The sequence below is a fragment of the Burkholderia sp. DN3021 genome, from assembly GCF_049805555.1.
In the GTDB taxonomy this organism is placed as follows: domain Bacteria; phylum Pseudomonadota; class Gammaproteobacteria; order Burkholderiales; family Burkholderiaceae; genus Burkholderia; species Burkholderia pyrrocinia_C.
This window is the reverse complement of sequence record NZ_JBNCAB010000085.1, coordinates 1-24,329: the sequence shown is the minus strand read 5'-3', so window position 1 is coordinate 24,329 and position 24,329 is coordinate 1. Positions and strand designations below refer to the sequence as shown.

15 protein-coding genes and 2 pseudogenes are annotated in these 24,329 nt (G+C 68.3%); all 17 read left to right on the top strand.

Annotated features, from left to right (window positions below):
• The first annotated feature begins 143 nt into the window (after positions 1-143).
• The gene (gene tssD, locus ACPUER_RS29740; RefSeq protein WP_425132846.1) at positions 144-635 is read left to right on the top strand and encodes a type VI secretion system tube protein TssD; all 492 of its coding nucleotides are present in this window, start codon (positions 144-146) and stop codon (positions 633-635) included.
• Complete coding sequence (gene tssE, locus ACPUER_RS29735; RefSeq protein WP_425132845.1) at positions 628-1,074, top strand: type VI secretion system baseplate subunit TssE; 447 nt, start codon at positions 628-630, stop codon at positions 1,072-1,074. The genes tssD and tssE overlap by 8 nt, the downstream gene beginning before the upstream one ends.
• A 25-nt stretch (positions 1,075-1,099) precedes the next feature.
• Entirely contained in the window at positions 1,100-2,842 is a 1,743-nt protein-coding gene (tssF, locus tag ACPUER_RS29730) for a type VI secretion system baseplate subunit TssF (RefSeq protein ID WP_425132844.1), read from the top strand.
• Positions 2,830-3,852: a type VI secretion system baseplate subunit TssG gene (gene tssG / locus ACPUER_RS29725; protein WP_425132843.1), complete on the top strand. Its 1,023-nt coding sequence runs from the start codon at positions 2,830-2,832 to the stop codon at positions 3,850-3,852. Before tssF ends, tssG begins: the two co-directional genes overlap by 13 nt.
• The gene (tssH, locus tag ACPUER_RS29720) at positions 3,839-6,676 is read left to right on the top strand and encodes a type VI secretion system ATPase TssH (RefSeq protein WP_425132842.1); all 2,838 of its coding nucleotides are present in this window, start codon (positions 3,839-3,841) and stop codon (positions 6,674-6,676) included. Before tssG ends, tssH begins: the two co-directional genes overlap by 14 nt.
• Positions 6,677-6,702: 26 nt before the next feature.
• Positions 6,703-9,705, top strand: coding sequence for a type VI secretion system Vgr family protein (locus ACPUER_RS29715; RefSeq protein ID WP_425132841.1), 3,003 nt, complete (start codon positions 6,703-6,705; stop codon positions 9,703-9,705).
• A gap of 25 nt (positions 9,706-9,730) precedes the next feature.
• Positions 9,731-12,346: a type VI secretion system accessory protein TagAB-5 gene (locus tag ACPUER_RS29710; RefSeq protein ID WP_425132840.1), complete on the top strand. Its 2,616-nt coding sequence runs from the start codon at positions 9,731-9,733 to the stop codon at positions 12,344-12,346.
• Positions 12,347-12,354: 8 nt separating this feature from the next.
• On the top strand, positions 12,355-13,428 hold the full coding sequence (gene tagB-5, locus ACPUER_RS29705) for a type VI secretion system accessory protein TagB-5 (protein WP_425132839.1): 1,074 nt from the start codon (positions 12,355-12,357) through the stop codon (positions 13,426-13,428).
• The gene (locus tag ACPUER_RS29700) at positions 13,425-14,150 is read left to right on the top strand and encodes a DUF3540 domain-containing protein (protein ID WP_425132838.1); all 726 of its coding nucleotides are present in this window, start codon (positions 13,425-13,427) and stop codon (positions 14,148-14,150) included. Before tagB-5 ends, ACPUER_RS29700 begins: the two co-directional genes overlap by 4 nt.
• 28 nt (positions 14,151-14,178) lie before the next feature.
• The gene (locus ACPUER_RS29695; protein ID WP_425132837.1) at positions 14,179-14,571 is read left to right on the top strand and encodes a DUF4150 domain-containing protein; all 393 of its coding nucleotides are present in this window, start codon (positions 14,179-14,181) and stop codon (positions 14,569-14,571) included.
• A 9-nt stretch (positions 14,572-14,580) separates the two neighbouring features.
• Complete coding sequence (gene tssJ / locus ACPUER_RS29690) at positions 14,581-15,309, top strand: type VI secretion system lipoprotein TssJ (protein ID WP_425132836.1); 729 nt, start codon at positions 14,581-14,583, stop codon at positions 15,307-15,309.
• Between the two features lie 32 nt (positions 15,310-15,341).
• The gene (tssK, locus tag ACPUER_RS29685) at positions 15,342-16,736 is read left to right on the top strand and encodes a type VI secretion system baseplate subunit TssK (RefSeq protein WP_425132835.1); all 1,395 of its coding nucleotides are present in this window, start codon (positions 15,342-15,344) and stop codon (positions 16,734-16,736) included.
• Complete coding sequence (locus ACPUER_RS29680) at positions 16,736-17,392, top strand: DotU family type IV/VI secretion system protein (RefSeq protein ID WP_425132853.1); 657 nt, start codon at positions 16,736-16,738, stop codon at positions 17,390-17,392. Before tssK ends, ACPUER_RS29680 begins: the two co-directional genes overlap by 1 nt.
• Before the next feature lie 11 nt (positions 17,393-17,403).
• A complete protein-coding gene (locus tag ACPUER_RS29675) occupies positions 17,404-21,189 on the top strand; it encodes a type VI secretion protein IcmF/TssM N-terminal domain-containing protein (RefSeq protein WP_425132852.1) in 3,786 nt (1,261 codons plus the stop codon).
• A 657-nt stretch (positions 21,190-21,846) separates the two neighbouring features.
• Positions 21,847-22,236: pseudogene (locus ACPUER_RS29670) on the top strand (type III secretion system effector BopA family protein); the annotation flags it as partial.
• A 58-nt stretch (positions 22,237-22,294) separates the two neighbouring features.
• Positions 22,295-22,876 (top strand): IS6 family transposase, encoded by a 582-nt coding sequence (locus ACPUER_RS29665; protein ID WP_425132834.1) that lies wholly within the window; start codon positions 22,295-22,297, stop codon positions 22,874-22,876.
• Positions 22,877-23,058: 182 nt separating this feature from the next.
• Positions 23,059-24,329: pseudogene (locus ACPUER_RS29660) on the top strand (hypothetical protein); the annotation flags it as partial.

Genomic DNA, 24,329 nt, shown 5'->3' with positions numbered 1-24,329 from the left:
ATAATCCATTCACACCGATAGTTTCGGATGCCTGATGAACCGTCGCCGGCATCCCGTTCGCGATGCCGGCGACGCGTGACCGAAGCCGAAGCCATCTCCGTCAACTCGGCGCATCGCGCCGCCAAGAAAAAAAGGAAACCGCCATGCTGGCCGGAATGTATCTGAAGGTCAAAGGAAAAACGCAGGGAGAAATCAAAGGCTCCGTCGTTCAGGACAATCACGACGGAAAAATCCACATCTATGCCTTCAAGCACGACTACGACATGCCAGCCAAGATGCAGGAAGGCATGACGCCCGGCGCCAACGCTCGCGGCGTGTTGACGTTGACGAAGGAAATGGACCGGTCGTCGCCGCAATTCCTGCAGGCGCTCGGCAAGCGCGAGACGCTCACCGACTTCGAGCTGGAGATCTACCGCCCGAAGCTGGACGGCACCGGCGTGACCGAACTGGAGTTCACGCTCAAGCTTGAGGGCGTCCTCGTCGTCCACATCGACGAATACTCGCGCAAGCCGTACGAGGAAGGCAGCGACGGCGTGCTCGGCCACATGGAAGACATTTCGTTCGCGTACCAGGGGTTCCAGATGGAACACAAGGAATCGGGCGTCTCGGGCGAAGCAAGCTGGAACGGTGGCTGATCGCGAGCCGGCGCGCGCCCTCGAGCAGCGGCTGCTCGAGCGGATTACGGCGCGCGAAGCGGGCGGCGGGCGCGAGCGCTCGCCGCCCGCTGACGTGCTCACGCGCTCGATCATCCATCACCTTCGCCGCATCCTCAACACGAGGCAAGGCCACGTGCCGATCGATCCGGCCTTCGGCTTGCCGGACTTCACGAATTTCGCGGGCGGCTTCGCACAAGGGTCCGCCAGCGAAATCGAGGCGCAGATCGAACGCGTGATCGCGTGCTACGAGCCGCGGCTGAAAGCGCCGCGCATCGCGCTCACCGAGCGCGCACCCGGTGCGACGACGCTGGAGTTCAGTCTCGACGCGCAGATCGTGATCGATACGCGCAGCGTGCCGACGCGCTTTATGACGACCGTCAGCGGCAACGGAAAGATCGACATCCGAACCATTTCCTGAGCGCGCGATTTCGCGCGCGTCCATCATGGCCACCACCACGCTGAACCGCTATTACGAGGACGAACTCGCCCGCCTGCGCGAGCTCGCTGCCGAATTCGGTCGCGCGCATCCGCTGCTCGCGCCTATGCTGGGCGCGCCATCGGGCGACCCGGACGTCGAGCGACTGCTCGAAGGCGTCGCGTTCCTGACAGGGCTTACGCGGCAGAAGCTCGACGACGGCCTGCCGGAGCTCGTGCAAGAGCTCGCGCACCTGCTGTTTCCGCATTCGCTGCACCCGGTTCCGGCGGCGACGCTGATCGCTTTCGAGCCGCGCGGCGCGCTGCGCGAGCGCGCAGTGATCGCTGCCGGCACCGAGATTGAATCGATGCCCGTCGATGGCACGGCCTGCCAGTTCCGCACCTGCGGCGATCTCGTCGTCGAGCCGATCGCGCTCGCCGGCTGCCGATTCGTGCCGCCCACGGACGGCGGGCCAGCGCTGCGGCTCGACTTCGAGATGCTCGGCATCGACGCGAGCGAATGGGACGCGACGCGCATTCGCCTGTTCGTCGGCGGCGAGCGACTGCACGCGAGCCGGCTGTTCGCGTTCATGATGCAGCACGTCGTTTCGATCGACATCGCCTGCGGCCCGCCGGATCTTCCCGGCCCGCGCAGCGCGCTTGGCAGTCGCGCGCTGAGGCCGGCTGGCTTCGACGACGCACTGCTGCCCTGCCCCGAGCGCGCATTCCCCGGCTTTCGGCTGCTGCACGAATACTTCGCGTTCGCGGAGAAATTCCTGTTCGTCGATCTGAACGGCCTCGAGCGCTGGCGCGCCGCACGCTCGGGCGCACAGTTCAGCGTGTGGCTCACGCTCGATTGCGCGCCCGAGTGGCTGCCCGGCATCGATCGCGACAGCTTCCGGCTGAACGTCGTCGCCGCGGTGAACCTGTTCGCGCACGAGGCGGTGCCGATCCAGCACGAGCATCGTGCGACCGACTACCGGCTGCAACCCGAAGGCGACGCGCACGGCCACTGCCGGATCTACTCGGTCGATCACGTGGTCGGCTATCGGCCGGGCCATCCCGTCGACCGGCATTACGTTCCGTTAGGCGTCGCGGCCGGCGACGCGAGCGCCCCGAGCTACCGCCTGATTCGTCGCGCGGCGCTCGACGGGCACGGGCACGACGTCCATCTCGCGCTCGCGTATCCGACCGGCGAGGCGCTCGCGACGGAAACGCTGTCGATCGGCCTGTCGTGCACGAACGGTGCGCTGGCCACGGACCTGAAGATCGGCGACGTGTGCCGCCCGACCGACAACTCGCCCGAGCGCTTCACGTTCGCCAACATCGCGCCCGTGAGCGCGCCGCTCGATCCGCTACTCGGCGAGCCGCTGCTGTGGCGCACCATCGGCCACCTCGCGCTGAATTTCCTGTCGCTTGGCAACGTCGACAACCTGAAGCAGATGCTCGCGCTCCACGCGTCCGGCGAGCGCTGCGACGACGCGCGTGCAAAAGCCGACCGCCGCCGCATCGACGGCATCGAATCGGTCGACGTGCGCCCCGAGACGCACGTCGTCGGCGAGCGGATGCTGAGCGGCCAGCACGTCGTGCTGCGCTGCCGCGCTCACGCGTTCGGCGGCGCGGGTGAGCTGTATCTGTTCGGCTGCGTGCTCGAGCGCTTTTTGGCCGAATATGCGGCGCTCAACACGTACACGCGCGTCGAAATCGACGTGTCGCCCGACGGCGAGCGCTTCGCGTGGCCGCCACGGATGGGGGCGCAATGCCTGCTCTAGAACCCGTGCTGCTCGGCGAGGCCAAGCACTTCGCGTATTTCCAGGCGATCCGGCTGCTGCGGCGCATCGTGCGCGAACGGCGCGGCGACGCCGCGAGCACGAACGCCTCGCCGATGCCGATCCACACACGGCCGAATCTCGCGCTGTCGTTTCCGGACACCGACGTCGAGCGCATCGACAAGGCGGACGACGGCGGCTATCGCGTCGTCGCAAACTTCTTCGGGCTGTACGGCGTGTCGTCGCCACTGCCGACGTTCTACACCGAAGATCTGATCGACGAGGCATTCAAGGGCCGCCATGCGGCGCGCGGCTTTCTAGACGTGCTGCATCGCGCGCTCTATCCGCTGCTGTTCGACGCGTGGCTCAAGCATCGGCTGTCGCTGCGAATCGTCGAGGAGCGCGACGAGGACGCGTTGCGTCCGCTCTACGCGCTCGCGGGCGTCGATGCCCGCATCGCGCGCGACGCGGGCCTGCACGAGCACGCGCTGCTGCGCTACGTCGGGCTGCTGAGCCAGCGGCCGCGCTCGGCGGTCGGGCTGCGCGCGCTGCTCGCCGACGCGTTCGCGCCCGCGACGGTCGACATCGAGCCGTGCGTGCCGCAATGGCTTCCGATCCCGGCCATACAGCGCACCCGCGTCGGCACATGTGCGCACCGGCTCGGCGTGGATGCGCGCGTCGGCACGCGCATGCGCGACGACGACGCCCGGTTGCGCATCGTGCTCGGCGACGTGCCCGGCCCGCTGTTTCGCGCGCTGATGCCGGGTGGCGAAGCGTTTCGCCGGCTGCGCTTTCTCACGCGCCTCTATCTGACGCGGCCGTTCACCGTCGACGTCACTATCCGCGTGCGCGCACGCGACGCACTGCCCGCGTGCTGCGGTGGCAGCGCATGGTCGCGCGTCGGGTTCGACGCGTGGCTGGGCGAACCAAGCGCCGCACGCGCGGCGTCGCCCGAATTCCGTCTTCCGACTTCCCTCTTTGATCAAGCGAGACCCCATCATGCTGCTGGTTGACCTGAAACCGTTGATCGAACAGCTCAATCCCTATTGTCGGACCGCGCTCGAAAACGCAGTCGGCGCATGCGTCGCGCGCCGGCACGACGACGTCTCCGTCGAGCATCTGCTCGCGCGGCTGTGCGACGAGCCGTCGGCCGACATCGCACTGCTGCTGCGTGCGAGCGGCGCCGACGCGGCGCGCCTGCGCCGGCAGGCCGACGCGGCACTCGACGCGCGGCCGACAGGCAGCGGCGGTCGCCCCGCGTTCGCGCCGTCGCTGCTCGCGTTACTGCAGGATGCGTGGCTGATCGCTTCGCTCGAGCTCGGCGACACGCACATCCGCTCGGCGGCCGTGCTCGCTGCGGCGGTCGCGCGCGCCGCGCGGCAGCCTTCGCACACCGGCGACGACGTGCTGCAAGCGCTGCGCAAAGACGCGCTCGTCGCATGCTTTCCGAGCGCGTGCGCGCAATCGATCGAATCGCGCTCGGGCGACGCGGGAGCAGCGCGCGACGCGTCGAGCGCGATCGCCCGCTATTGCGAAGACTTCACCGCGAAGGCGCGCGCGGGCCGCATCGATCCGGTGTTCGGCCGCGACGCGGAAATCCGCCAGATCGTCGACATCCTCGCGCGGCGGCGCAAGAACAATCCGGTGTGCGTCGGCGAGCCTGGCGTAGGCAAGACGGCTGTCGTCGAAGGGCTCGCATTGCGGATCGTCGAAGGCGACGTGCCCACCACGCTGCGCCACGCGACGCTGCTCGGCCTCGATCTCGGGCTGCTGCAGGCTGGCGCGAGCGTCAAAGGCGAATTCGAGCAGCGGCTCAAGCGTGTGATCGCCGAGATCCGCGCGTCGCAATCGCCCGTCGTGCTGTTCGTCGACGAGGCGCACACGCTGATCGGCGCGGGTGGCCCGGCGGGCGCGTCCGACGCGGCAAACCTGCTGAAGCCTGTGCTCGCGCGCGGCGAGCTGCGTACGATCGCCGCCACCACGTGGAGCGAATACAAGAAGTACTTTGAGAAGGACGCGGCGCTCGCGCGACGCTTTCAGCCGGTGAAGCTCGACAGCCCGGACGTCGCGACGTCGGTGATGATCCTGCGCGGCCTGAAGGATCGCTATCAGGACGCGCACGGCGTGACGATCCGCGACGACGCGCTCGTTGCGGCCGCCGAGCTATCGGCGCGCTACATCACCGGCCGGCAGTTGCCGGACAAGGCGATCGACCTGCTCGACACCGCCTGCGCACGCGTAAAGGTGAGCCAGCAGACGAAGCCCGTGGCGCTCGAGGACGCCGAGCGCGCGATCCAGGCGCTCGAGCGCGAGCGGCGCGCGCTGCGACAGGATCTGGCCGAGCGCTGCGCGCCGGACACGCCGCGCATCGCGGAGATCGATCGCGAGTTGGCCGCGCTGGCCGCACGTACCGTCGCGCTGCGCGACGCATGGGCGGCGCAGCGCGAAGCGGTGCAAGCGCTCGTCGACGCGCGCCGCACGTGCCGGGCGCTCGCGGACGCCGTCGGGGCAGCCGGCGCGGGCGAGACCGACGCTGGAACCGAGGCACTCGAAACTGCCGACGGCGCCGAAACGAATGACATCGGCGTCGCCGCCGCCGTGCCCCCTGTGGGCACGCATGCCGGGCCGCCCGCGCCGGCCACCCGGAATCCGAATGCGAAAACCCGCGCTGCCTCGCACACCGACGCGCGCGAGAGCGCCTCGCACGCGCTCGCCGATGCGACCCGCCGTTTCGAGCACGTGCTGCGCGACGCGCGGCTCGTGCGAATCGACGTCGATGCGGACGCGATCGCCGACGTCGTGGCCGACTGGACCGGCATCGCGGCCGGCAAGCTGCGCCGCGACCGCGCGAACGTGACGCTGCGGCTCGCCGATACGCTCAAGCGCCGCATTCGCGGCCAGGATCACGCGATCGAACAGATCGCGCAGGCCGTGAAAACGGGCGTGGCCGGCGTGCACGATCCGCGCCGGCCGCTCGGCGTGTTCCTTCTCGCGGGCCCGTCCGGCACCGGCAAGACCGAGACCGCGCTCGCAGTCGCCGACGCGCTGTTCGGCGACGAGCGCTCGATCGTCGTTGTCAACATGAGCGAGTTCCAGGAGCGGCACGACGCGAGCCGCCTGATCGGCTCGCCGCCCGGCTACGTCGGCTACGGCGAAGGCGGCATGCTGACCGAGGCAGTGCGCCAGCGGCCCTACTCGGTCGTGCTGCTCGACGAAGTCGAGAAGGCCCACCCGGACGTGTTGAACCTGTTCTATCAGGTGTTTGACAAGGGCTGGCTGTCCGACGGCGAGGGCAAGGAAGTGGATTTCGCGAACACGGTGATCTTCCTGACGTCGAACCTCGGTGCGCACGCCGTCGCCGAGCTCGCCGCGCGCGACCCGCACCCCGATCCAGACACGATGCGCGCGGCGATCCGGCCAACGCTGTCGCGCCATTTCAAGCCGGCGCTGCTCGCGCGGATGACCGAGATTCCGTATGTGACGCTCGCGCCCGACACGCTTGCCGACATCACGCGGCTGAAGCTCGAGCGCATCGCGGCACGCGTGGCCGCGCAGCACGCGACGCGCGTCGTCTACGACGACGCCGTCGTCGCGCACATCGCCGCACGCTGCACCGAAGTCGAATCGGGCGCGCGCAACGTCGACTTCGTCTTACAGCGACACGTGCTGCCCGCGCTCGCGCAGCACGTGCTCGTGTGCGCTGGTGACGAGACGCCCGCGGCCGCGATCCGCGTCGCAGTCGACGCCGACGGGCGCTTCGTCGTCTCGGCCGACGCGCCGGGCGGGGGCGATGCGCTTGATGTGTCCGCTGTGTTCGATGTTGCCAACGCGCGCTAACGCCCTGCGCTGCCCAGGAGTTCCCGATGTCTTCATCCCATCAACATGGTACCCGCGCGGCTCGCACGGACGGCTCTTCGCGCGCGAACCTGCTTCGCTTCACGTTCGTGAGCGAAGCGTACGACGCCACGACGTTCGACGTCGTCGACATGAGCGGCCGCGACGCGATCTCGCAACCGTACCGGTTCGAGCTCACGCTCGTGAGCAAGCAGCCGCAGATCGATTTCGCGAAGATGCTGAGCCGCGCGGCGACGCTCACGATCCTGCCGCCGTACGGCGAAGCCGGCACGACCTGCTATAGCGGTGTGCTCGCCGAGTTCGAGCAACTGAAGGACATTCGCGGCTTCACCGTCTATCGCGCGACGCTCGTGCCACGCCTCTGGCAGCTGTCGCTGTACAAGATTTCGGACGTCTATCTGAACGAGCAGACGATTCCCGACATCGTGAAGCAGGTGCTGCGCACCGCGTCGTTCGGCAGCCGCGACTACCGCCTGCGGTACGGTAGCGGCTACCGCAAGCGCAGCTTCGTCTGCCAGTACGACGAGAGCCACCTGGATTTCGTGTCGCGCTGGATGGAGAAGGAAGGCCTCTACTACTACTTCGAGCACGACGGCAAGCGCGAGACGCTCGCGATCGTCGACGACCGCCGCCATCAGCCCGGCCCCGCCGCCGATCTCGCGCTGCGCTACCTGCCCGTGGACGAATTCGACACGGGCGCCGAATCGGACCGAGTGCAGGCGTTCGCGTGCCGCGCGACGCCGCTGCCGCGCGAAGTCGTGCTGCGCGACTTCAATCACCGGAAGGCAGAGCTGTCGCTCGAAGTGCGCGAGCACGTGTCACGCGACGGCATCGGCCAACGGGTGTCGAGCGACGAGCACTTCCATACGAAGGACGAAGGCCGGCGCTACGCGAAGCTGCGCGCCGAGGCGCTCGTCTGCGACGGCCGCCGGTTCGCCGGCGAGGCGACTGCGGCTGGCCTGCGCGCCGGCCGCTTCATCGCGCTCGAGGGCCACTATCGCGCGGATTTCGACGGCCGCTATCTGGTGACGGCGGTCACGCATCGCGGCTCGCAGGCGCGCCTGCTGTTTCCCGATCTCGACAAGCCGTTCGGCGCGACGCCGGACGTGCCCGTCTATCGCACCGAATTCGACGCACTCCCCGCTGGCGTCCAGTACCGGCCGCCGCGCACGACGCCGAAGCCACGCGCGGCAGGCGTCGTCAGCGCGATCGTCGACGGCGAGGGCGGCGGCAAGCTTGCCGAGCTCGACGAACACGGGCAGTACAAGGTGCGCTTTCCCTTCGCGCACACCGCGCATCCGGCGAACAAGGGCTCCGCGCGGATCCGGATGGCCACGCCCTACGCGGGCTCGGATCGCGGCATGCACCTGCCGCTGGTGAAGCGCACCGAAGTGAAGATTGCATTCGAAGGTGGCGATCCCGACCGCCCCGTGATTATCGGCGCGGTTCCCAACTCGTCGCACCGCAGCGTCGTCACGCGCCGCAACCCCGCCGCGCACCGGATCCTGACCGAGCACAACCAGCTCTACATGAAGGACGGCAGCGGTGCGGCGACGTGGCTGCACGCGCCGAACAACCACATCGGCCTCGGCTCGGTCGGGCCAGGCGAAGGCCTCGCGCTCCTCACGTCGGGCAACAGGTTCGATTTCTCGCTCGGCAACGCATACAGCTTCTCGGGCGGGCTCAAGTGCTCGGTGTCGATCGGCGGCAATACCGACGTCTATGTCGGCGTGCGCAACAGCCTCGACGTCAGCGCGAACTTCCTGACGACGCTGCAGGGCAACCTGCGCTGGATGCTGCCCGGCAGCCGGACCTTCGAGATCAACGATAGCGCGTCGACGCTGCTGCAGACTCTGCACAAGCAGTCTGCTACGGGCGCGATCCGGCTGTCCGCCGGGCAGGACGCATCCGCGCTGGTGCAAAAACAGCTCGACAAGCTCAAGGGCGCGGTGCGCAAGTTCATGATCGTCTCGGGCCTGGCGAATGCCGGTTCCGCCGCCGCCGCTGCGGGGCTCATCAAGGGCGGCGGCGCGGTCGCCGATCTGCCGTGGTCGGGCTTCGGCGTATCCGCCGCTCAGTTCGCTGGCGTGACCGCCGCCAGTACCGCTCTGATGGCGACGTCGCGCACGATGCTCGCGAACGTCGCGAAACTGCAGGAGGCGTTGCCGCTCGTCGCGGATCTGTCGCTCAGCAAGCACGGTATCGCGCTCGCAGCGAAGAACCTCACGCACGCGACGCGGATGTCGCTCACCGTCGACGGGCTCACGTGGTCGACAGACGCAAAGGCGCCAGGCGCGGCGGGCGTTGCGATGAGCGCCGGCAACGGCCGCTGGGGCGTGGAGTCTGCCAAGCACGCGCACGTGCATGCGCATGACACTCTACTGTTCGCGGTGGCGGCCGATCCGACCACCAAGTTGGCCCTCAAGGACCTGATCAAGCAGCGCTGCGATCTCGACGCCTGCCTGAAGGAGATCGCTGATCTCGAAGCCGACATTTCGGAAAACGAAGTGCTGTCGACTCATCAGAACGCGTTCGGCGTCAGCGCGCTCGTGCCCATGCCATCGTCGCCCGCCGACGCGGTCGCGGCGGTCGCGACCAAGGCGAAGGAAGCAAAGCTCTTCGCGCTGAAAGCAAAGCGCAAGGCCGTCGGACTGAAGATCGACAAACTTCAGGAAAATCTCGCGAAGCAGGTGAAGAACCTGAGCGCCGCGCGAATGAGCGCCTCCGACTCGGAGTTCAGCTTCAAGGGCAACCGTCTCGTCGCGACGGCCGAAGGCGTCACGCTCGCGCATGCGCAGGGCAAGGCGAAGCTCGACGTGCGCGACGCGAAGATCGGCATCGAGGCGGGCAAATCGAGCCTCGAGCTCAACAAAGACAAGATCGCGGCCGGCTGCGGCTCCGCATTGCTGAAGCTCGGCAGCGACGGCACGATCGACGTGCGCGCGACCAACGTCAAGCTGAACGGCAGCGCATCGCTGAAGTTAGACAGCAAGTTGATCCTGCTCGGTTGACCCACGCATTCGTTCGGATTCCATCATGAAAATCATCAAACCCGATTCTCTCTCGCTGCTGTGCCGGACGCTGCGCTTCGAAGGAATCGACCGGCTGTCGATCGGCGCGCTGGCCTGCTTTGCGCTGCGTGCGCACACACCCGTCGGCCCAGGCGATCTCTCGAGCGAGGCCGAGCTCTGGCAAGTCGCGCAGCAGTGGCTCGACCCGCAGACCCCACTCGACGAGGGGGTGCCGAAGCCGGCAGGCGAATTCCTCGTCTATGGCCACGCGTATGCGCCGTCGGAACGCGAACGCCGCCCGGGCGCGCCGGTCGCGGTACGCGCGCGCATCGGCGCGGCGTGCAAGGAGCGGCTCGTCGACGCGCGAGCCGCAGCGCCGCTCGCCGAGTTTCGCGCGCTGCCGTCGTCAGCGCCCGAGCGCGCACGCGATCTCGGGCCGTTCGACGAACGTTGGCTGGCTTCGCGCTGGCCCCACCTGCCCGCCGGCACGCGCGCCGAGCATTTCCATACCGCGCCGCGCGACCAGCGGATCACCGGATTCTGGCGCGGCGACGAGGACATCGAGCTCGTCAACCTGCATGCGGACCGGCCAGTCATCGCCGGCGCGCTGCCGCGCGTGCGGGCGCGCTGCTTCGTCGAACGCTCGGTCGCCGGCGTCGCGCGCATCGACGCGTGCCCGATGCGGGCGGAAACGGTCTGGTTGTTCCCCGGCGCGGCGTGCGGCATCGTCCTGTATCGCGCGCTTGTCACGATCGACGATGAGGACGGCGACGACGTCATGCGCGTGATCGCCGGCTGGGAAGACGCAGACGCACCGCCGTTACCAGACGCTGCGTATATAGGCCAGCCTGCGTCCGAACACGGTGGGTCTGGCGCGATGCTCGCGCCTGTCGCCGCGGCCGCGCTGGCGTCGACCGCCGGCGACGAAGCGTGCGCCGACCCCGGTCGCGCCCCCGATAACTTGCCGTCGGCTTCGCATGCGCAGCCGGCGGCGGCCCCGGAATCGCCCGAGGAGCTACCCGCGCCGGATCTATCAGCGCTCGAGCGGGATGCGGCAGCGCTCGCCGTGCAAACCGACGCGCTGCTCGCCGAATTCGGCTTGACCGAAGCCGACATCGCGCGCCTTCTGCCGCCGCGAGATGCGCCTGCCGACATGAACCTGGACGAGCTCGCCTCGCTCGCAGCCACGCTCGACGCGCAGACCGCGCAATGGCAAGCGCAGTACGCCACGACCGCGGCTGGCGAGCAGCGCGATGCTTCGCCGCCCTCTTCGCCGAATTCGCAGACATCGGACGACGCACCGTCATTCGCCGACCTGCTTCGGCAAGCCGACACGCAGATCCGCGCGCTCGTCGAGCAACACGGCCTGTCGCGCGCGCAAATGGAGGCGGCTGCGCGAGACCGGCCGGAGTTCGCCGCACTCGCGGACGCGCTCGATGCGCTCGACACGCCGCTCGACGTCGCCGCGCTGACGGCGGGACTCGGCGCGCCCGCCGCCGGCACGGCAACCAACGAACCGGCGACGTCCGCCGAGCCCGACCCGCTCCCGCCCGCCGAACCGCTCGCCGACGCCATCCCTGCTCGCGCTTCGACGCACCCCGCTGCATCGCCGACCGGCAATGCGCCGCTCGCGGATCCGCTCACGTCCGAGCAGGTGATCGAGCGCCACGCGCGCGGCCTCGGATTCGCCGGCCTCGTCCTGAGCGGCCTGGACCTGTCGGCGGCCGCGCTCGAGCGCGCGGACTTCCGCGACGCGCGCATCGAACACACCTGCTTCGCCGACTGCCGGCTGGCCGGCGCATCGTTCGAGCGCGCGCTGCTGTCGCGTGCCGATTTCTCGAACGCGGACCTGCGCGACGCGAGCTTCGCCGACGCGTCCGCTCCCGGCACATCGTTTCGCGGCGCCGCGCTCGATCGCGCGTGCCTCGATCGCTCGGATTTTACCGGCGGCGACTTCACGCACGCGTCGCTTGCCGGCAGCCATTGCGCACACGCGCAATTCGACGCGAGTGCGATGACCGGGCTCGCCGCCGCACGGCTCGACGGCGTGTACGCGAGCTTCGCCGGTTGCGCACTCGATACCGCCGATTTTACGTCGGCGCACGTGCCGCGCGCGAATTTCCAGCACGCGACGCTGGCAGATGCGACGTTCGTGGCCGCGCAGTGCGACGGCGCCGAATGGTATGGCGCGCAGGCGCTGCGCACGCAGCTTCGATCGGCGTCGCTGCGCGGCTCGCGCGCCGACGCGTCGACGTCATTCCATCAGGCCGTCCTGAGCAACGTGGCGCTCGACGACGCGAGCTGGGACGGCGTCGATCTGCGCTACGCCAATCTGCACAAGGCGACGCTCGATCGCGCGAGCTTCGCTCGCGCGATCGCGAGCGGCGCTCAATTGACGTCTTCCCGCGCGCGGCACGCGGATCTGACGAAAGCCGACCTGACGTGCGCGGACATGCGCAATTCGGACCTGCTCGGCGCGTCGCTGCGTCGTGCGCGGCTTGACGGCGCGCAACTGCAGTCGAGCAACCTGTACGGCGCCGACTGCTACGGCGCCGCGCTCGGCCCATCACAAATCGATGGTGCGAACGTCGAGCGAACGCTCTTCGCCGTGCCTAACCGCCCCGAACTCGCCTCCCGCTGATTGATTCGATGCCAACCCTATCCGCTCCCGTTCACGCGGCGCTCGCCGCCCTCGCCGACACCCGCACGCTATCCGGGGTCGATCTTTCGAATGCCGATCTTTCTTGCCTAGACCTGTCTGGTTGCACGTTCGATCGTGTGATACTGCGCGGCGCGAACCTATCGGCCGCACTGCTCGACGCGACGCGCTGGGAGCAGTGCGATCTGACGGGCGCGCGCCTCGACGGTGCGACGCTCGGCGATTCGAACTGGCATGCAGTCGCGCTGCGCGACGCGAACCTGCGCTCGACGACGGGCAACGCCTTCGCGATGACGGACACCGAATTCGTCGGCGCGACGCTGGTCGACGCGCTGTGGTCGCGCGCGACATTCGAGCGCGGCAATTTCTCCGCCGCGCTGTGCGCGCGCGCGAAGCTGCTGCGTTGCGAAGCTATCGACTGCCGCTTCGAGCGCACCGATTTCTCAAGCGCCGAGCTCGAGCGTTTCGCCGCAATGCGCGCCGATCTGTCGAGCGCACGCTTCAACGCCACGCGCCTGACGAATGCGCTCTTCGTCGAAGCGAATCTGCGCAGCCAACGTTTCGAGCGCTGCGATCTGACGATGACGCATTTCAGCGGCGCGGCGCTCGCCGACAGCGATTTCAGCGGCGCGTCGCTCGTGCAGACCATGTTCTTCGATGCCGATCTCGAACGCGCGACGCTCGCGGGCGCGCGCGGCCGTCATGCGCGTTTCGCGGGCGCGATGCTCTCGGGCGCGAACCTCACCGGCGCAACGTTCGACGAATCAGATTTCGCGCGCGCGCGGATGTCGTCGGCGAACGCACGCGGGCTGCGCGCGCGGATGTCGCTCTTCACGCACGCCGATTGCACGGGCGCGACGCTGGCGGGCGGCAGCTTCGTCTACTGCGATTTCTCGCACGCGACGCTGTCGCGTGCCGATTGCGCGCACGCTGATTTCTCGCACACGAACCTGCACGGCGTCGACGACCGCGCGGTGCGCTGGGACGGCGCGCGCAAGACGGGCGCGCGTGTGGCTGATCCCGTGTTAGCGCGAGCCGAGCAATGGAGTTCGACCGAACGATGACACACGACTCTCGCACCTCGATGTCGCGCATGCCCTCTTCTTGCGCCTCCACTTGTGCCCTCGCGCCATTGCAGTCCAACGACGCGCCGCTCCGTGCGTCTTGCGTGACGGGCCGTGTCGGCGACTGGCTAACGCTCGACGATCGCGTCGGCCGTGCGCGGCGCGCCGACGGCTGCCTGCTCGCACCCGACGTCGGCGATCGCGTGCTGATTTGGTCGCCGGGCCACGCGCATGCGCACGCGGGCGACGCATGCGATGCGCCTCCCGCGTACGTGCTCGCCGTGCTCGCGCGCGCAGGCGCGCCGCAAGCCGCGCTCGCATTACCAGGCGGCGTCGTGCTCGAAGCCGGCGTCGACGGGCTGCGCATCGACGCGCCGCGCATCACGCTCGCTGCGCGCGAGCGGATCGACGCCGGCGCGCCGTGCTTCGACTTGCACGCGCATCGCGCGAGTGTGCGGGCCACGCGCCTCGACGCGCACGCGCAGTCGATCGGCGCCGCCGCGCACGACGTGTGCGTCGTGGCGCGCCGCTTCACGGCGACGATCGGCCGCGCGCTCCACACGCTCGGCGATTGCTTTCGCCGCGTGCGCGGCGTCGACGATTTGCGCGCGACGCGCGCACTCTGGCGCGTCGACGAGCGCGCGCACCTGCATGCGCGCGACGTCGCGCTGCTCGCGGACCGCCACGTCGGCATCGATGGCGAGCGCATCGATCTCGGTTGAATTTTCCCTTTATATTTGGAATTCCAACATGTTTGTCGTCACCACTGCGTCCGGCCTCTGCATGAGCCCCGTCGACGTCTGCAAGACTCCCACGCCGGGCGGCCCGGTGCCCATCCCGTATCCGAACACCGGCCTGCCGATGATGGCCGAGTCGATCACGACGAAAGTGCTCGTCTGCGGGATGCCCGCGCTCACGAAGAAATCGACGATTCCGATGACCAACGGCGACCAGCCGGGCACCGCCGGCGGCGCGATGTCCGGAAAGATCATGGGCAAGGTCGAATTCGCCGCCGGCAGCACGAAGGTGAAGTTCGAAGGTAATCCAGCCGTGCGGCTGACGACGCCGACGAAGCACAACGAAGGCAACGCGACGGGCGCCGTGCTGCAGCCGAGCCAGCAGAAAGTGATGGCGATGAGCTGAGGAAAAGGCATGAACGAACGACACATTTCGATGCCGGGGGCCGCGCGCGCGTCCATCGCCGTGCTCGCCGCGCTCGCGGCGCTGGCTGGCTGCGCGAGCGGCGTCACCGAAGAACAGGCGCGCGCCGACGTACGATGGGACTACGCGCCCGACGCGCTGCGCATCGACGTCGACGCATCGCCGCGGCTGAACGAATTCCTGAACGCACCGCACACGTTGCTGCTCGCGGTGTTCCAAAGCGCGGACGCACAGACATTCCGCCGTCTCGCCGACAATCCGGCCCGGCTGCGCACGACCCTCGCGGAGGGCGGGCCCGCGGCGGACTTCATTCAGACGACGCGCTACGTCATCGCGCCCGGCGAGCACGTCGCACTGTCGATCGATCGCGCGCAGCAGGCGCGCTACGTAGGCATCGTCGCCGGCTACTACGACGCCGACGGCCCGCGCGCGGCACGCCTCTTCGACGTGCCGCTGCAAATCGACAAGCGCGGCTGGTTCTCGTCCACCTATCGCGCCGCGCCGCGAACGCTCGGGCTGAAGCTGCGGCTCGGCGCGCAAAGCATCACCGACGCTCGCGAAGCGCCGCTGAACCTGCCGCCGCCGGGCGCGCGCGCGTGGACAACGCTCGACAGCGGCGCGAAAACGCTGGCGCTGCCGAGCGCCGATGTCAACGCTAACGGCGGCGGCAACAGTAACGAAAATGGCGACGCCGCCTCCCGCGCGCCGCGCAAGCGATGACGCGCGACACATCACGAACCGAAACGAACAACATGGACAACGTCTACTGGCATCAGGGGATGCTGCTGCAACCGCAACATTTTCAATTGGCCGAACTGCATCAGCAGTTCCGCATCGAACCTTGGCTCGCATCCGGTCCGCCGCATTTCTGGGGCGTCGGCGCGCTATCGCTCGCGCACGCCGCGATCGACCGCCGTGTGATCGAGATCCGCTCGGCACGGTTGCTCTTTGCCGAACGCAGCTACGTCGAGTATCCGGGCAACGCGGTGGTCGCGGCGCGCGCGTTCGATCCCGCGTGGCTCGACGAAGGTCGCGCACTCGGCGTGCACGTCGCGCTCAAGCGACTCGCGTACGGCGCAAACAACGTGACGGTCGCGGCCGCGCCCGACGCGCTGCCTGACGCCACGACGCGCTACGCGACGCTGCCGTCGGCCGACGAGATCAGGGACCTTTTTTCGGACCATCCGGGCGCGCCGGTGCGCACGCTCAAGCACGTGCTGAAGATCGTGTTCGATCACGAACTCGATGCGCTCGCCGGACACGAGACGATCCCGATCGCGCGGATCGTGCGCGACGGCGAGCGTCTGCGGCTCGACGACGATTTCGCGCCCCCGTGCTACGCGCTGTCCGGCTCGCGCGTGTTGCTCGACCGGGTGCGCGGCATCCGCGACGAACTCGCGGGCCGCGCGCGGCAACTGCAGCAGTACAAGAGCCCGCACGAGATGCGGCGCGCCGAATTCGACGCGAGCTACACGGCGTTCCTGCTCGCACTGCGCTCGCTGAACCGCTTCGGCCCGCTGCTGTTCCATCTCGCCGAATGCGACGGGCAGCATCCGTGGACGGCCTACGGCGTGCTACGACAACTCGTCGGCGAGCTCAGCGCGTTCTCCGAGCGCTTCGACATGCTCGGCGAAACGCCCGACGCGCGTGGCGGCCTTCCTCCGTACAACCATCGCGACCTCGGCGAGTGTTTCTCTCGCGCGCACACGCTGATCGGCCATCTGCTCGACGAAATCGCGGTCGGTCCCGACTGCGTCGCGACGTTCGAGCCCGACGGCGAGCAGCAGCCCGTGCAACGATTCGCGCAACTGCCGCCCGGCGTATTCGCGGATCGCCATCTGATCTACGTCGCGATCCGCAGCACGCACGATCCGGACACGCTCGCGCAACGCTTCCTGATCGGCGGTCGGATCGCGGCGACCGCCGAGATGCCGCAGCTCACCGCGCTCGCACTACCGGGCATCGAGCTGACCCTGCTGCCTGGGGCGCCCCCGCGCCTGCCGCGCCGCGGCGATGTGCGATACTTCCGGATCGAGCAGACCGGCCGCCCGTGGGACGCGATCCGGCGCGATGGTCGCGTCTCGCTGCGCTGGGCTGACGCGCCGGACGATCTGCACGCGGAACTCATCGCGGTGAGGCACGCATGATGAAGCTGTCCGATTCGATGATGCCGCTCGTCGCGTATGCGCGGCAGTTCGCGCAAGCGCCGCACGGCGACGCGACCGAAGTCGCGCTGCGGCTCGACATCCTGATCGAACGCGCTCGCGATCACGCGGCCTGCGCGGGCGCGCACCAAGCCGACGTCGAAGACGCGTTGTTCGCAGTGTGCGCGTGGATCGACGAGGTGCTGCTGAACAGCGGCTGGCACGACGCCGACCGCTGGACGCTGGGGCTACTTCAGAAGCGCCACTTCGACACGTCGCACGCGGGCATGGCGTTCTTCGAGCGCCTCGACGCGCTCGACGGTGCGCGGGCAAACGTGCTCGAAGTCTATCTACTGTGTCTGCAGCTCGGCTTTCGCGGCCGCCATGGCTACGACGATGGCGACCGAGGGCTCGACGCGATCCGGCTGCGTGCGCTCGACGCGCTGTCGGCGCACGTGCCGCCGGGCGAGCCGCCGTTTCCCGCCGCGTATCCGCGACCCGGTCCGCACGCCGTCGCGGCGAAAGCGCGCGCGCGCCGCCGCATCGCGCGCGCCGGCCTGAACTTCGGGCTGCCGCTCGCGATCCTGTTGTCGCTCTGTTTGATCTATCACGTCGTCATCGTGCGGATGATCGATTCGGTGTTCCCGAGGCTGCAATGAAAAAGCTTTGCATGATGCTCGCGCGGCTCCTCGCGCTCGTCTCGCTTGCCGCGCTCAGTTGGGCGGCCGCGCTCTATTTCGAGTGGCCGCTGTGGGGCGCGCCCACCGTGTTCTGTGCAGGGCTCGCAGGATGGCTGTTGTTCGGGCTCGCGCGCCGCGCGCTGCGCGCCGTGCGCGCGCGCAGACAGATCGCGCGGCTCACCGCGTCCGAACCTCTGCCAGGCGATCGTTACGCACCACTCAAGCGCGTCATCGAGCGCTGGCGCGCGTCGCTCGACGCGCTCGAACGCGCCGCGCCCGCGCCTGGCTTGCGTGGCCGGTCGCGCGACGCGCCGCCGTGGTATCTCGTGATCGGCCGCACGGGCACGGGCAAGACAACGGCGCTCGCTCGCGCGCGCATCGCGTCGCCGCTACGGCACACGCGTCACGACGAGAGCATTGCGCCTACCGAAGACTGCGACTGGTGGTGCTTCGATGACGCAGTCGTACTTGACTTGGCGGGCCGCTTCGCCGAGCCCGGCGCGTCCGACGACGATCGCCGCGCATGGGACACGCTCATCGGGCAACTCCGCCGCGCGCGGGCGCGCCGCGGCGTCGACGGCGTCGTCGTTGCAATCGACGCGCCGCGCCTCGTCGAAGCGGATCGTGACGCGCTGACGATCGACGGCTGTGCGCTTCGCGAGCGGCTCGAACAACTGATCCGCCTGTTCGAGCGGCGTTTTCCGGTGTACGTGCTCGTCACACAATGCGACCGGCTCTACGGCTTCGAAGATTGGGCCGCGCAGCTTGCGCCGGAGCAACGCGAGCGCGCGTTCGGCTATCTCGGCGATCATGATGCGGACGCGTTCGTCGCACACGCGCTCGACAGCGTCGACGCCCGGCTCGCGGCGCTGCGCGTCGCGTCGGCGGCGCACGGTGAGCCGCCGTCGCCGCGCACGCTGATGCTGCCGCACGAGTTCGCGCGCCTGCGGCCTGGGCTCGACGCTTTCGTACGCGCAGCGTTCGGCCCTAACATCTATCAGGAAACGCCGTACCTGCGCGGGCTGCTGTTCGCGAGCGGCCGTCAGACGGGCGGCGCGCCGTCGCTGACGCTGCCCGACTGGCTCGACGCCGCGCCAGCGCGCGCGCCCGGCGACGCGGGCCTGTTCCTGCACGACGTGTTCTCGCGCGTGCTGCCGGGTGATCGCGATGCATCACAACCTGTCGAGCGGCCGAGCCGCTCGCGTCTGACACTGCGGCGCGCCGCACTCGCCGCGTGGCTCTTCGCGTGCGCCGCCATCGGGCTGCTGATGAGCGCGTCGTTCATCGGCGACATGCGGACCGTCGAGCTGATCCACCGCGACTATCCCGCCCATCCTCGCTTTACGGGCGAGCTCGCGCGCGATGCGGCGACGCTCGAGCGGATCGGCCGCGTGATTGCCGACGTCGAGCGGCACGACGAGCGGCGGCTCGTGCGGCGACTCGCCCCCCCGATCGCCGACGCGACGCCCGTTGGCCGGCTCGAAGCGGACCTCAAGCGCCGCTACGTCGCGCACTATCGGCGCTCTATCGAGCCCGCTGTCGACCGGCTGTTCTTCGGCGAGCCAGACAACGCGAGCAACGCGCACGCGGCGTACGACGGCGACGCCGCGTCGCGCATCAGCAATCTGGTCCGCTACGTGAACCTGATGCAGGCGCGCCGGAGCGGCGCGGACCGCGAGTCGCTTGCGCGGATGCCCGCTCCGGCACTCGCGCGCGCGCCACAGCGCGACGGCGCGCCCCCGTCGGATGGCGCGGGCGGCACGAAGGACACGTACGACACGCACGAGGAAAGCACTGCGCGCGATTTCGGCGACGGCCTGTCGCCGCGCATCGGCGCGCTCACCATCGACCAGATCGCGTGGAGCGCACCCGACGACGGCGCGCTCCACGCGCGGATCGCGACCATGCAGGCGCAGCTCGAACGGCTCGCGTACCGCGACCCTGACGGCGCGTGGCTGCTTGCGCTGCCTGACGCATCGCCGCCGCGCGACATGACCCTCGCCGACTTCTGGCCGGCCGCCGCGACGCTCGCGCAGCCTCCCGCGCTGCGCGACGTGCGCGTTCCCGCCTCGCTGACGGCCGCCCATCGGCTGGCGATCGACGCGTTCCTCGACGAGATGGCGCAGGCGGTCCCGAACCGGTCGAAGTTCGCGTTCCATCGCGATGCGTTCGACACTTGGTATCACGCAACGCGCATCAATGCCTGGCGCGACTTCGTTGCACGTTTTCCACAAGGCGAGCAGCGATTGATGACGCAAGCGCAATGGCGCGCGGTGATCGACCGGATTCCCGATCGCCGCGATCCGTTCGCGGCGTTGCTCGCGCGCGTCAATCACGAATTCGAATCCGTGCGCGACGACGCGCTGCCGCCTTGGCTGCGGTTCGTCCGGACCGCGTCGCAAATGCTCGCGCCCGCGCGAATGCCCGCGGCGAGCGGCGGCAGTCTCGGCTCTGCGCTCGGCTCGATCTCGCGTAGCGGTGGCCGCGCCCTGCGCGAGGCGCTCGGCGGCGCGCCCGCGCAGGGCCGGCTCACGCTCGAGCGCGACGCCGCGCTGCGCGACGCGCTCGTCGACTACGAGCAGCGTGTCGCTACGCTCGCCGCCAACGCGCTCGCGGGCCCCGGCGCCGCTTACCGCCTCGCGGCCGATTTTCACGGCTTCGGCGTCGACCCATCGGTCGAGGCGTCCGCGATGCGCGCGGCCGACGACGCGCTGCGCGACGTCAAGCGGCTCGCGGGCGATCGCGACGTCGGCGGCGACCTCGTCTGGCGCCTCGTCGGTGGCTCGCTTCACACGGTGATCGCGTACGTCGAGCGGCAGGCGTCGTGCGCATTGCAGGACGACTGGGAACGCGACGTGCTGTGGCCGCTCGAGCGCGCGGCGACGCGCGACGACGCAAACGATCGGCTGTTCGGTCCGCAAGGCGCGATCTGGGCGTTCGTCGATGGCCCGGCGAAGCCGTTCGTGCGCGTCGGCGCGGCACGCGCCTCGGCAGTCGACACGCTCGGCTACCGACTGCCGTTCACCAACGCGTTCCTGCAGCTCGTCGACGACGCGGCCGCCCGACGAGTCGCCCAGGCGCGGCGTGACGCCGAGCGGCGCGCGCAACAGCAGGCGGCGGCTGAGCTCGACGAGCGGATCGCGTCGCTCGGCAAGCAGATCGACGCGCTACGCGCGCAGACGATGCACATCGGAATCGTCGCGCAGCCGACCGACGTGAACCGCGAAGCGCGGGCGAAGCCGTTCGAAACGGTACTGACGCTGCAATGCGCGCCGCAAGCGCGCACGCTGACGAACTACAACTTGCGCGTGTCCGAGCAGATCGACTGGCGGCCCGATCAGTGCGGCGACGTAACGCTGCGCATCGCGCTCGGTGACGTCACTCTCGTGCACCGGTACGCGGGGCCACTCGGCGTCGCGCGCTTCGTCCAGGACTTCCGCTACGGCGTGCGCCGCTTCACGCCTCGCGATTTTCCGGGCGCGAAAGGGCAGCTCCAACGTCTCGGCGTGCGCCACATCGACGTGCGCTACGACTTCTCGGGGCACAACGCACTGCTCGCGCACATCGAGCGGATCGACGCGCTCGAGCGAGCCCGCCGCGACGACATTGCGCGGCAGCGGCGCGCCGCGAGCTGGCAGGACGACAACGCGGGCGGCAGCGGCGCGGCAGCGCCCGCGCGCGCGTCGTCTGCGTCGAATGTCGCGCTGCCCCATCGCGTCGGCGCATGCTGGGGCGATCCGCCGCGCGGCAAGCCCAGTGGCGGCGCGCGTCCGTGATCCGCTCCATACCCAACTTGGCGACGGCGCGCACCGCCGTCGCCAAGCTAATCGATTCCATTCACGATCAATGTTCCCCTTCTATCTTGCAATGACGAAACACACTTCGAACGCCTTTGTTCGACAGGGTATGCGCTCAGTTGGTTGCGGCCGCAATTAGGCTGTTTTGACGCAAACCGCCTTGCCGAAGCTGTTCCACCGGTTCACGAGGTTCGCGATGATCATGCCCTCGCGCTGCTGCGATTCGAATCGGCGTGTCAGCAGTCGCGATCCGATGCAACGCTTGATCCGCGAGATCTGCGCCTCGCCCCGTGCGCGCTTGCCATACCCGTACTTGTCTCGGGGTGGGTCAGATTTAGATGAAAACGGTGGGTTAAGACTGCGTGAAAATCAACACTACTCGACCTCACGCTGCCGCGCAACTACCCCTTCCGAACAAAGCCCAGGCATTCGACGATGTGCATTGCCGCCTGAGCGGAATCTGAAAGCTACGCCGGACGAATGTCTTCAGCATCGACATCCATGTCGAGCGGGATTGCGCGCCGGCCGCCCGGCGTTGAAGGGCCGCGGGGACGACGGTCAACTCGACGCTCATGCGCGGCGGCCAGCGTGGTTGGCGCACCGTATCGGAATGTCTCGTAGCGAAAGGAGGATTGAATGATCAATGTTGATGCATTCGACGCAAGCGCGCGATTCGGCGCGCGTGTCGTCGGCGGCGGCGACACGCACGGTCCGGCTATGTCTGTCGCTCGGTTGGGGATGAAGGAGCGGTTGTTCGCGCTTTCCGCGCGCGTCCCGCTGCTCAAGGATTGTGGCGCGGTGCGGTGCTATGCCGAGCAGGTCCGCACGGAAAACCGCCGCGCGCTCGAGGTGTTCGTGCTCGCGCTGTCGAAGCGATTCGGTCCGGAAGGTGCGAAGACGGCGTTTGACTACGGCGCGCGCCGCGACGGTGTGCCGCTGGATCAGCGGCTTGTGCGCAACATGGTGTCGATCGCCGAGCACTTCCGCGGGACGGGCGATGCGAAGTCGCAGGTACGCCAGACGGTGCTGTCGCAGTAAGGCGGTCTGGTAAGCTTGGGTGATCGGAATTGAGGCGGAGTGAGCGATGCAGCAAGACACGAAAGCGCCCCTGAAACGAGTGTTCCAGCGCCTGCATTATCCGATCGACGTGATTCTGGTGTGCGTGCGCTGGTATGTCGCCTACCCGCTGAGCTTGCGTCACCTCGAGGAGATGATGGCCGAACGCGGCGTGTCGGTCGATCACTCGACGGTGCATCGATGGGTCATCAAGCTGCTGCCGGTGCTGGAAAAGGCGTTCCGTCGGCGCAAGCGACCGGTGGGAAAAAGCTGGCGGATGGACGAGACGTACATCAAGGTCAACGATGCCTGGAAATATCTCTACCGGCCCGTCGACAAGGCCGGCAACACCATTGATTTCCTGCTGCGCGCCCACCGGGACAAGGCCGCAGCACGCCGGTACTTCGAACAATCGATCGAGCACAACGGGGAGCCCGAGACCGTGACGATCGACCAAAGCGGGGCGAACCTGGCGGCGCTCAAGGACCTCAACGCCAGCCGTGAACAACCGATCAAGATTCGTCAGTCAAAGTATCTCGCCAAAGGGCAGATGAAGGGCGACCGCAAGAACCAGACACCCGCCGAGCAATTCTATTCCCTGGTTGCATAAGGAATCCCATTCATCTTCGCATCATCGCGCCTGAGCATCCTTATTGCGACAGAACCTTTTTACTGTCGCCTTGAATGAGGCGTTGAGCTACAAGAAACCCATAGGCCGCAATACACAACGATGCATGGTGATGGAATCCACGCCAGCCACATCCTTCCCTCAACTTCATTTAGGTAACGCTGATGTCTTCTTCCATTCGCTTTGACGCCATCCGCCCGGCGTTCTCCCTGAGCAACGAGCGTTTGACGCACATGATGAGCGGCGATCTGAAAACCGCCACGCATATGGGTTTGTGGGACCAGTTCAAGGATCTGTTTCGCGCCGAAAAAAAACAGGACGCGTTGAACGCGCTGTTCAAGCTGGTGGACTGCCAGGGACCGGCGCGCTCGTTTCACGCCTTCAACCAGCTGGCGCGAATGGCCACGCCCGACAATCGGACGCTGTTTACCATCGCGATGGAACCGATTCAAGGCGGCGACAAGGTCAGCTACAGCATCAACGGCCAGGTGGTGAAGGCCGAGCAAGTATCGCCGGAGGCGCGGGAGATGATTCTCGCGCATCTGGGCGCGCCGCTGGATGCCCGGCACGTGAAGGCGCAAGCGTCGTCGCTGGAGGATGACCGCCTGGATGCCGCACCGGGCATGGCGTCCCTGGTGGACAGCGACTTCGGCGCGGGCGGGGTGCATAAGCGCTTTCATACGGGCACCGGCGTGTTGCAAGCCCGGGACGAGGTCGGTCGAGCGGACTTCGTGCGCGAGGCCCAGCTCGAGGTTTATGCGACATCGCGCCCGGATCTGCAGCACTATATCTCCACGCAGCAGCCAATTGCCGCGCCGCCGGGCGTCAGCGACACATTTGCCTACGCCCGCGTCGCGCAGTACGACCCGCAGCGCATCGTTAGCCGCGAGCTGGACGCCAGCCTGGCCACGCTGTCTCCGGAGCAGGCCGGAAGCCTGGCGGCGCAGCTGGTGGATATGGCGAGGACTTTCTACGGCAACCAGGTATCCCATCGCGATCTGCACATGCAGAACCTGCTGGTGCATCAGCGCAAGGAGGACGGCGCGGTGTTCCTGAAGGCCATCGATTTTGGCCGTACGCGGTTCGGCCCGGAATTCGAGGCCGAGCGCTTCAATGACATCGACTATCTGTTCAACCGCGAAGGCTGCTCGCTCGCGGAAACAGTGGGGCGCAATTATCTGGCCGGCAAGGACTCGGCCGTTGCCAGGAAGCATTACCCGCTGCACAAGCTCCTGGAGCGTTTCAACACCCGGGGGGCGGATGTGACCGAGACCTTGTCCGGAATCGGCAGGATGCTGAAGGCGGATTTGCAGGCCGCCGGCCCCGAGGACGAGCCGCGCATCAATCAGGCGTTCGAGCGTGCCTCGGCATCCGTGCAGATGGTGTTGGCCCATCTGGTGCGTCCGCAGTTGGAGGTGGGCGTTTTCGGGCTCTT

Bases quoted from the DNA above. Each gene is read 5' to 3' on its own strand.
- tssD (WP_425132846.1), top strand. From the start codon at position 144: ATGCTGGCCGGAATGTATCTGAAGGTCAAAGGAAAAACGCAGGGAGAA.
- tssF (WP_425132844.1), top strand. From the start codon at position 1,100: ATGGCCACCACCACGCTGAACCGCTATTACGAGGACGAACTCGCCCGC.
- tssG (WP_425132843.1), top strand. From the start codon at position 2,830: ATGCCTGCTCTAGAACCCGTGCTGCTCGGCGAGGCCAAGCACTTCGCG.
- tssH (WP_425132842.1), top strand. From the start codon at position 3,839: ATGCTGCTGGTTGACCTGAAACCGTTGATCGAACAGCTCAATCCCTAT.
- ACPUER_RS29715 (WP_425132841.1), top strand. From the start codon at position 6,703: ATGTCTTCATCCCATCAACATGGTACCCGCGCGGCTCGCACGGACGGC.
- ACPUER_RS29710 (WP_425132840.1), top strand. From the start codon at position 9,731: ATGAAAATCATCAAACCCGATTCTCTCTCGCTGCTGTGCCGGACGCTG.
- tagB-5 (WP_425132839.1), top strand. From the start codon at position 12,355: ATGCCAACCCTATCCGCTCCCGTTCACGCGGCGCTCGCCGCCCTCGCC.
- ACPUER_RS29700 (WP_425132838.1), top strand. From the start codon at position 13,425: ATGACACACGACTCTCGCACCTCGATGTCGCGCATGCCCTCTTCTTGC.
- ACPUER_RS29695 (WP_425132837.1), top strand. From the start codon at position 14,179: ATGTTTGTCGTCACCACTGCGTCCGGCCTCTGCATGAGCCCCGTCGAC.
- tssJ (WP_425132836.1), top strand. From the start codon at position 14,581: ATGAACGAACGACACATTTCGATGCCGGGGGCCGCGCGCGCGTCCATC.
- tssK (WP_425132835.1), top strand. From the start codon at position 15,342: ATGGACAACGTCTACTGGCATCAGGGGATGCTGCTGCAACCGCAACAT.
- ACPUER_RS29680 (WP_425132853.1), top strand. From the start codon at position 16,736: ATGAAGCTGTCCGATTCGATGATGCCGCTCGTCGCGTATGCGCGGCAG.
- ACPUER_RS29675 (WP_425132852.1), top strand. From the start codon at position 17,404: ATGATGCTCGCGCGGCTCCTCGCGCTCGTCTCGCTTGCCGCGCTCAGT.
- ACPUER_RS29665 (WP_425132834.1), top strand. From the start codon at position 22,295: ATGCAGCAAGACACGAAAGCGCCCCTGAAACGAGTGTTCCAGCGCCTG.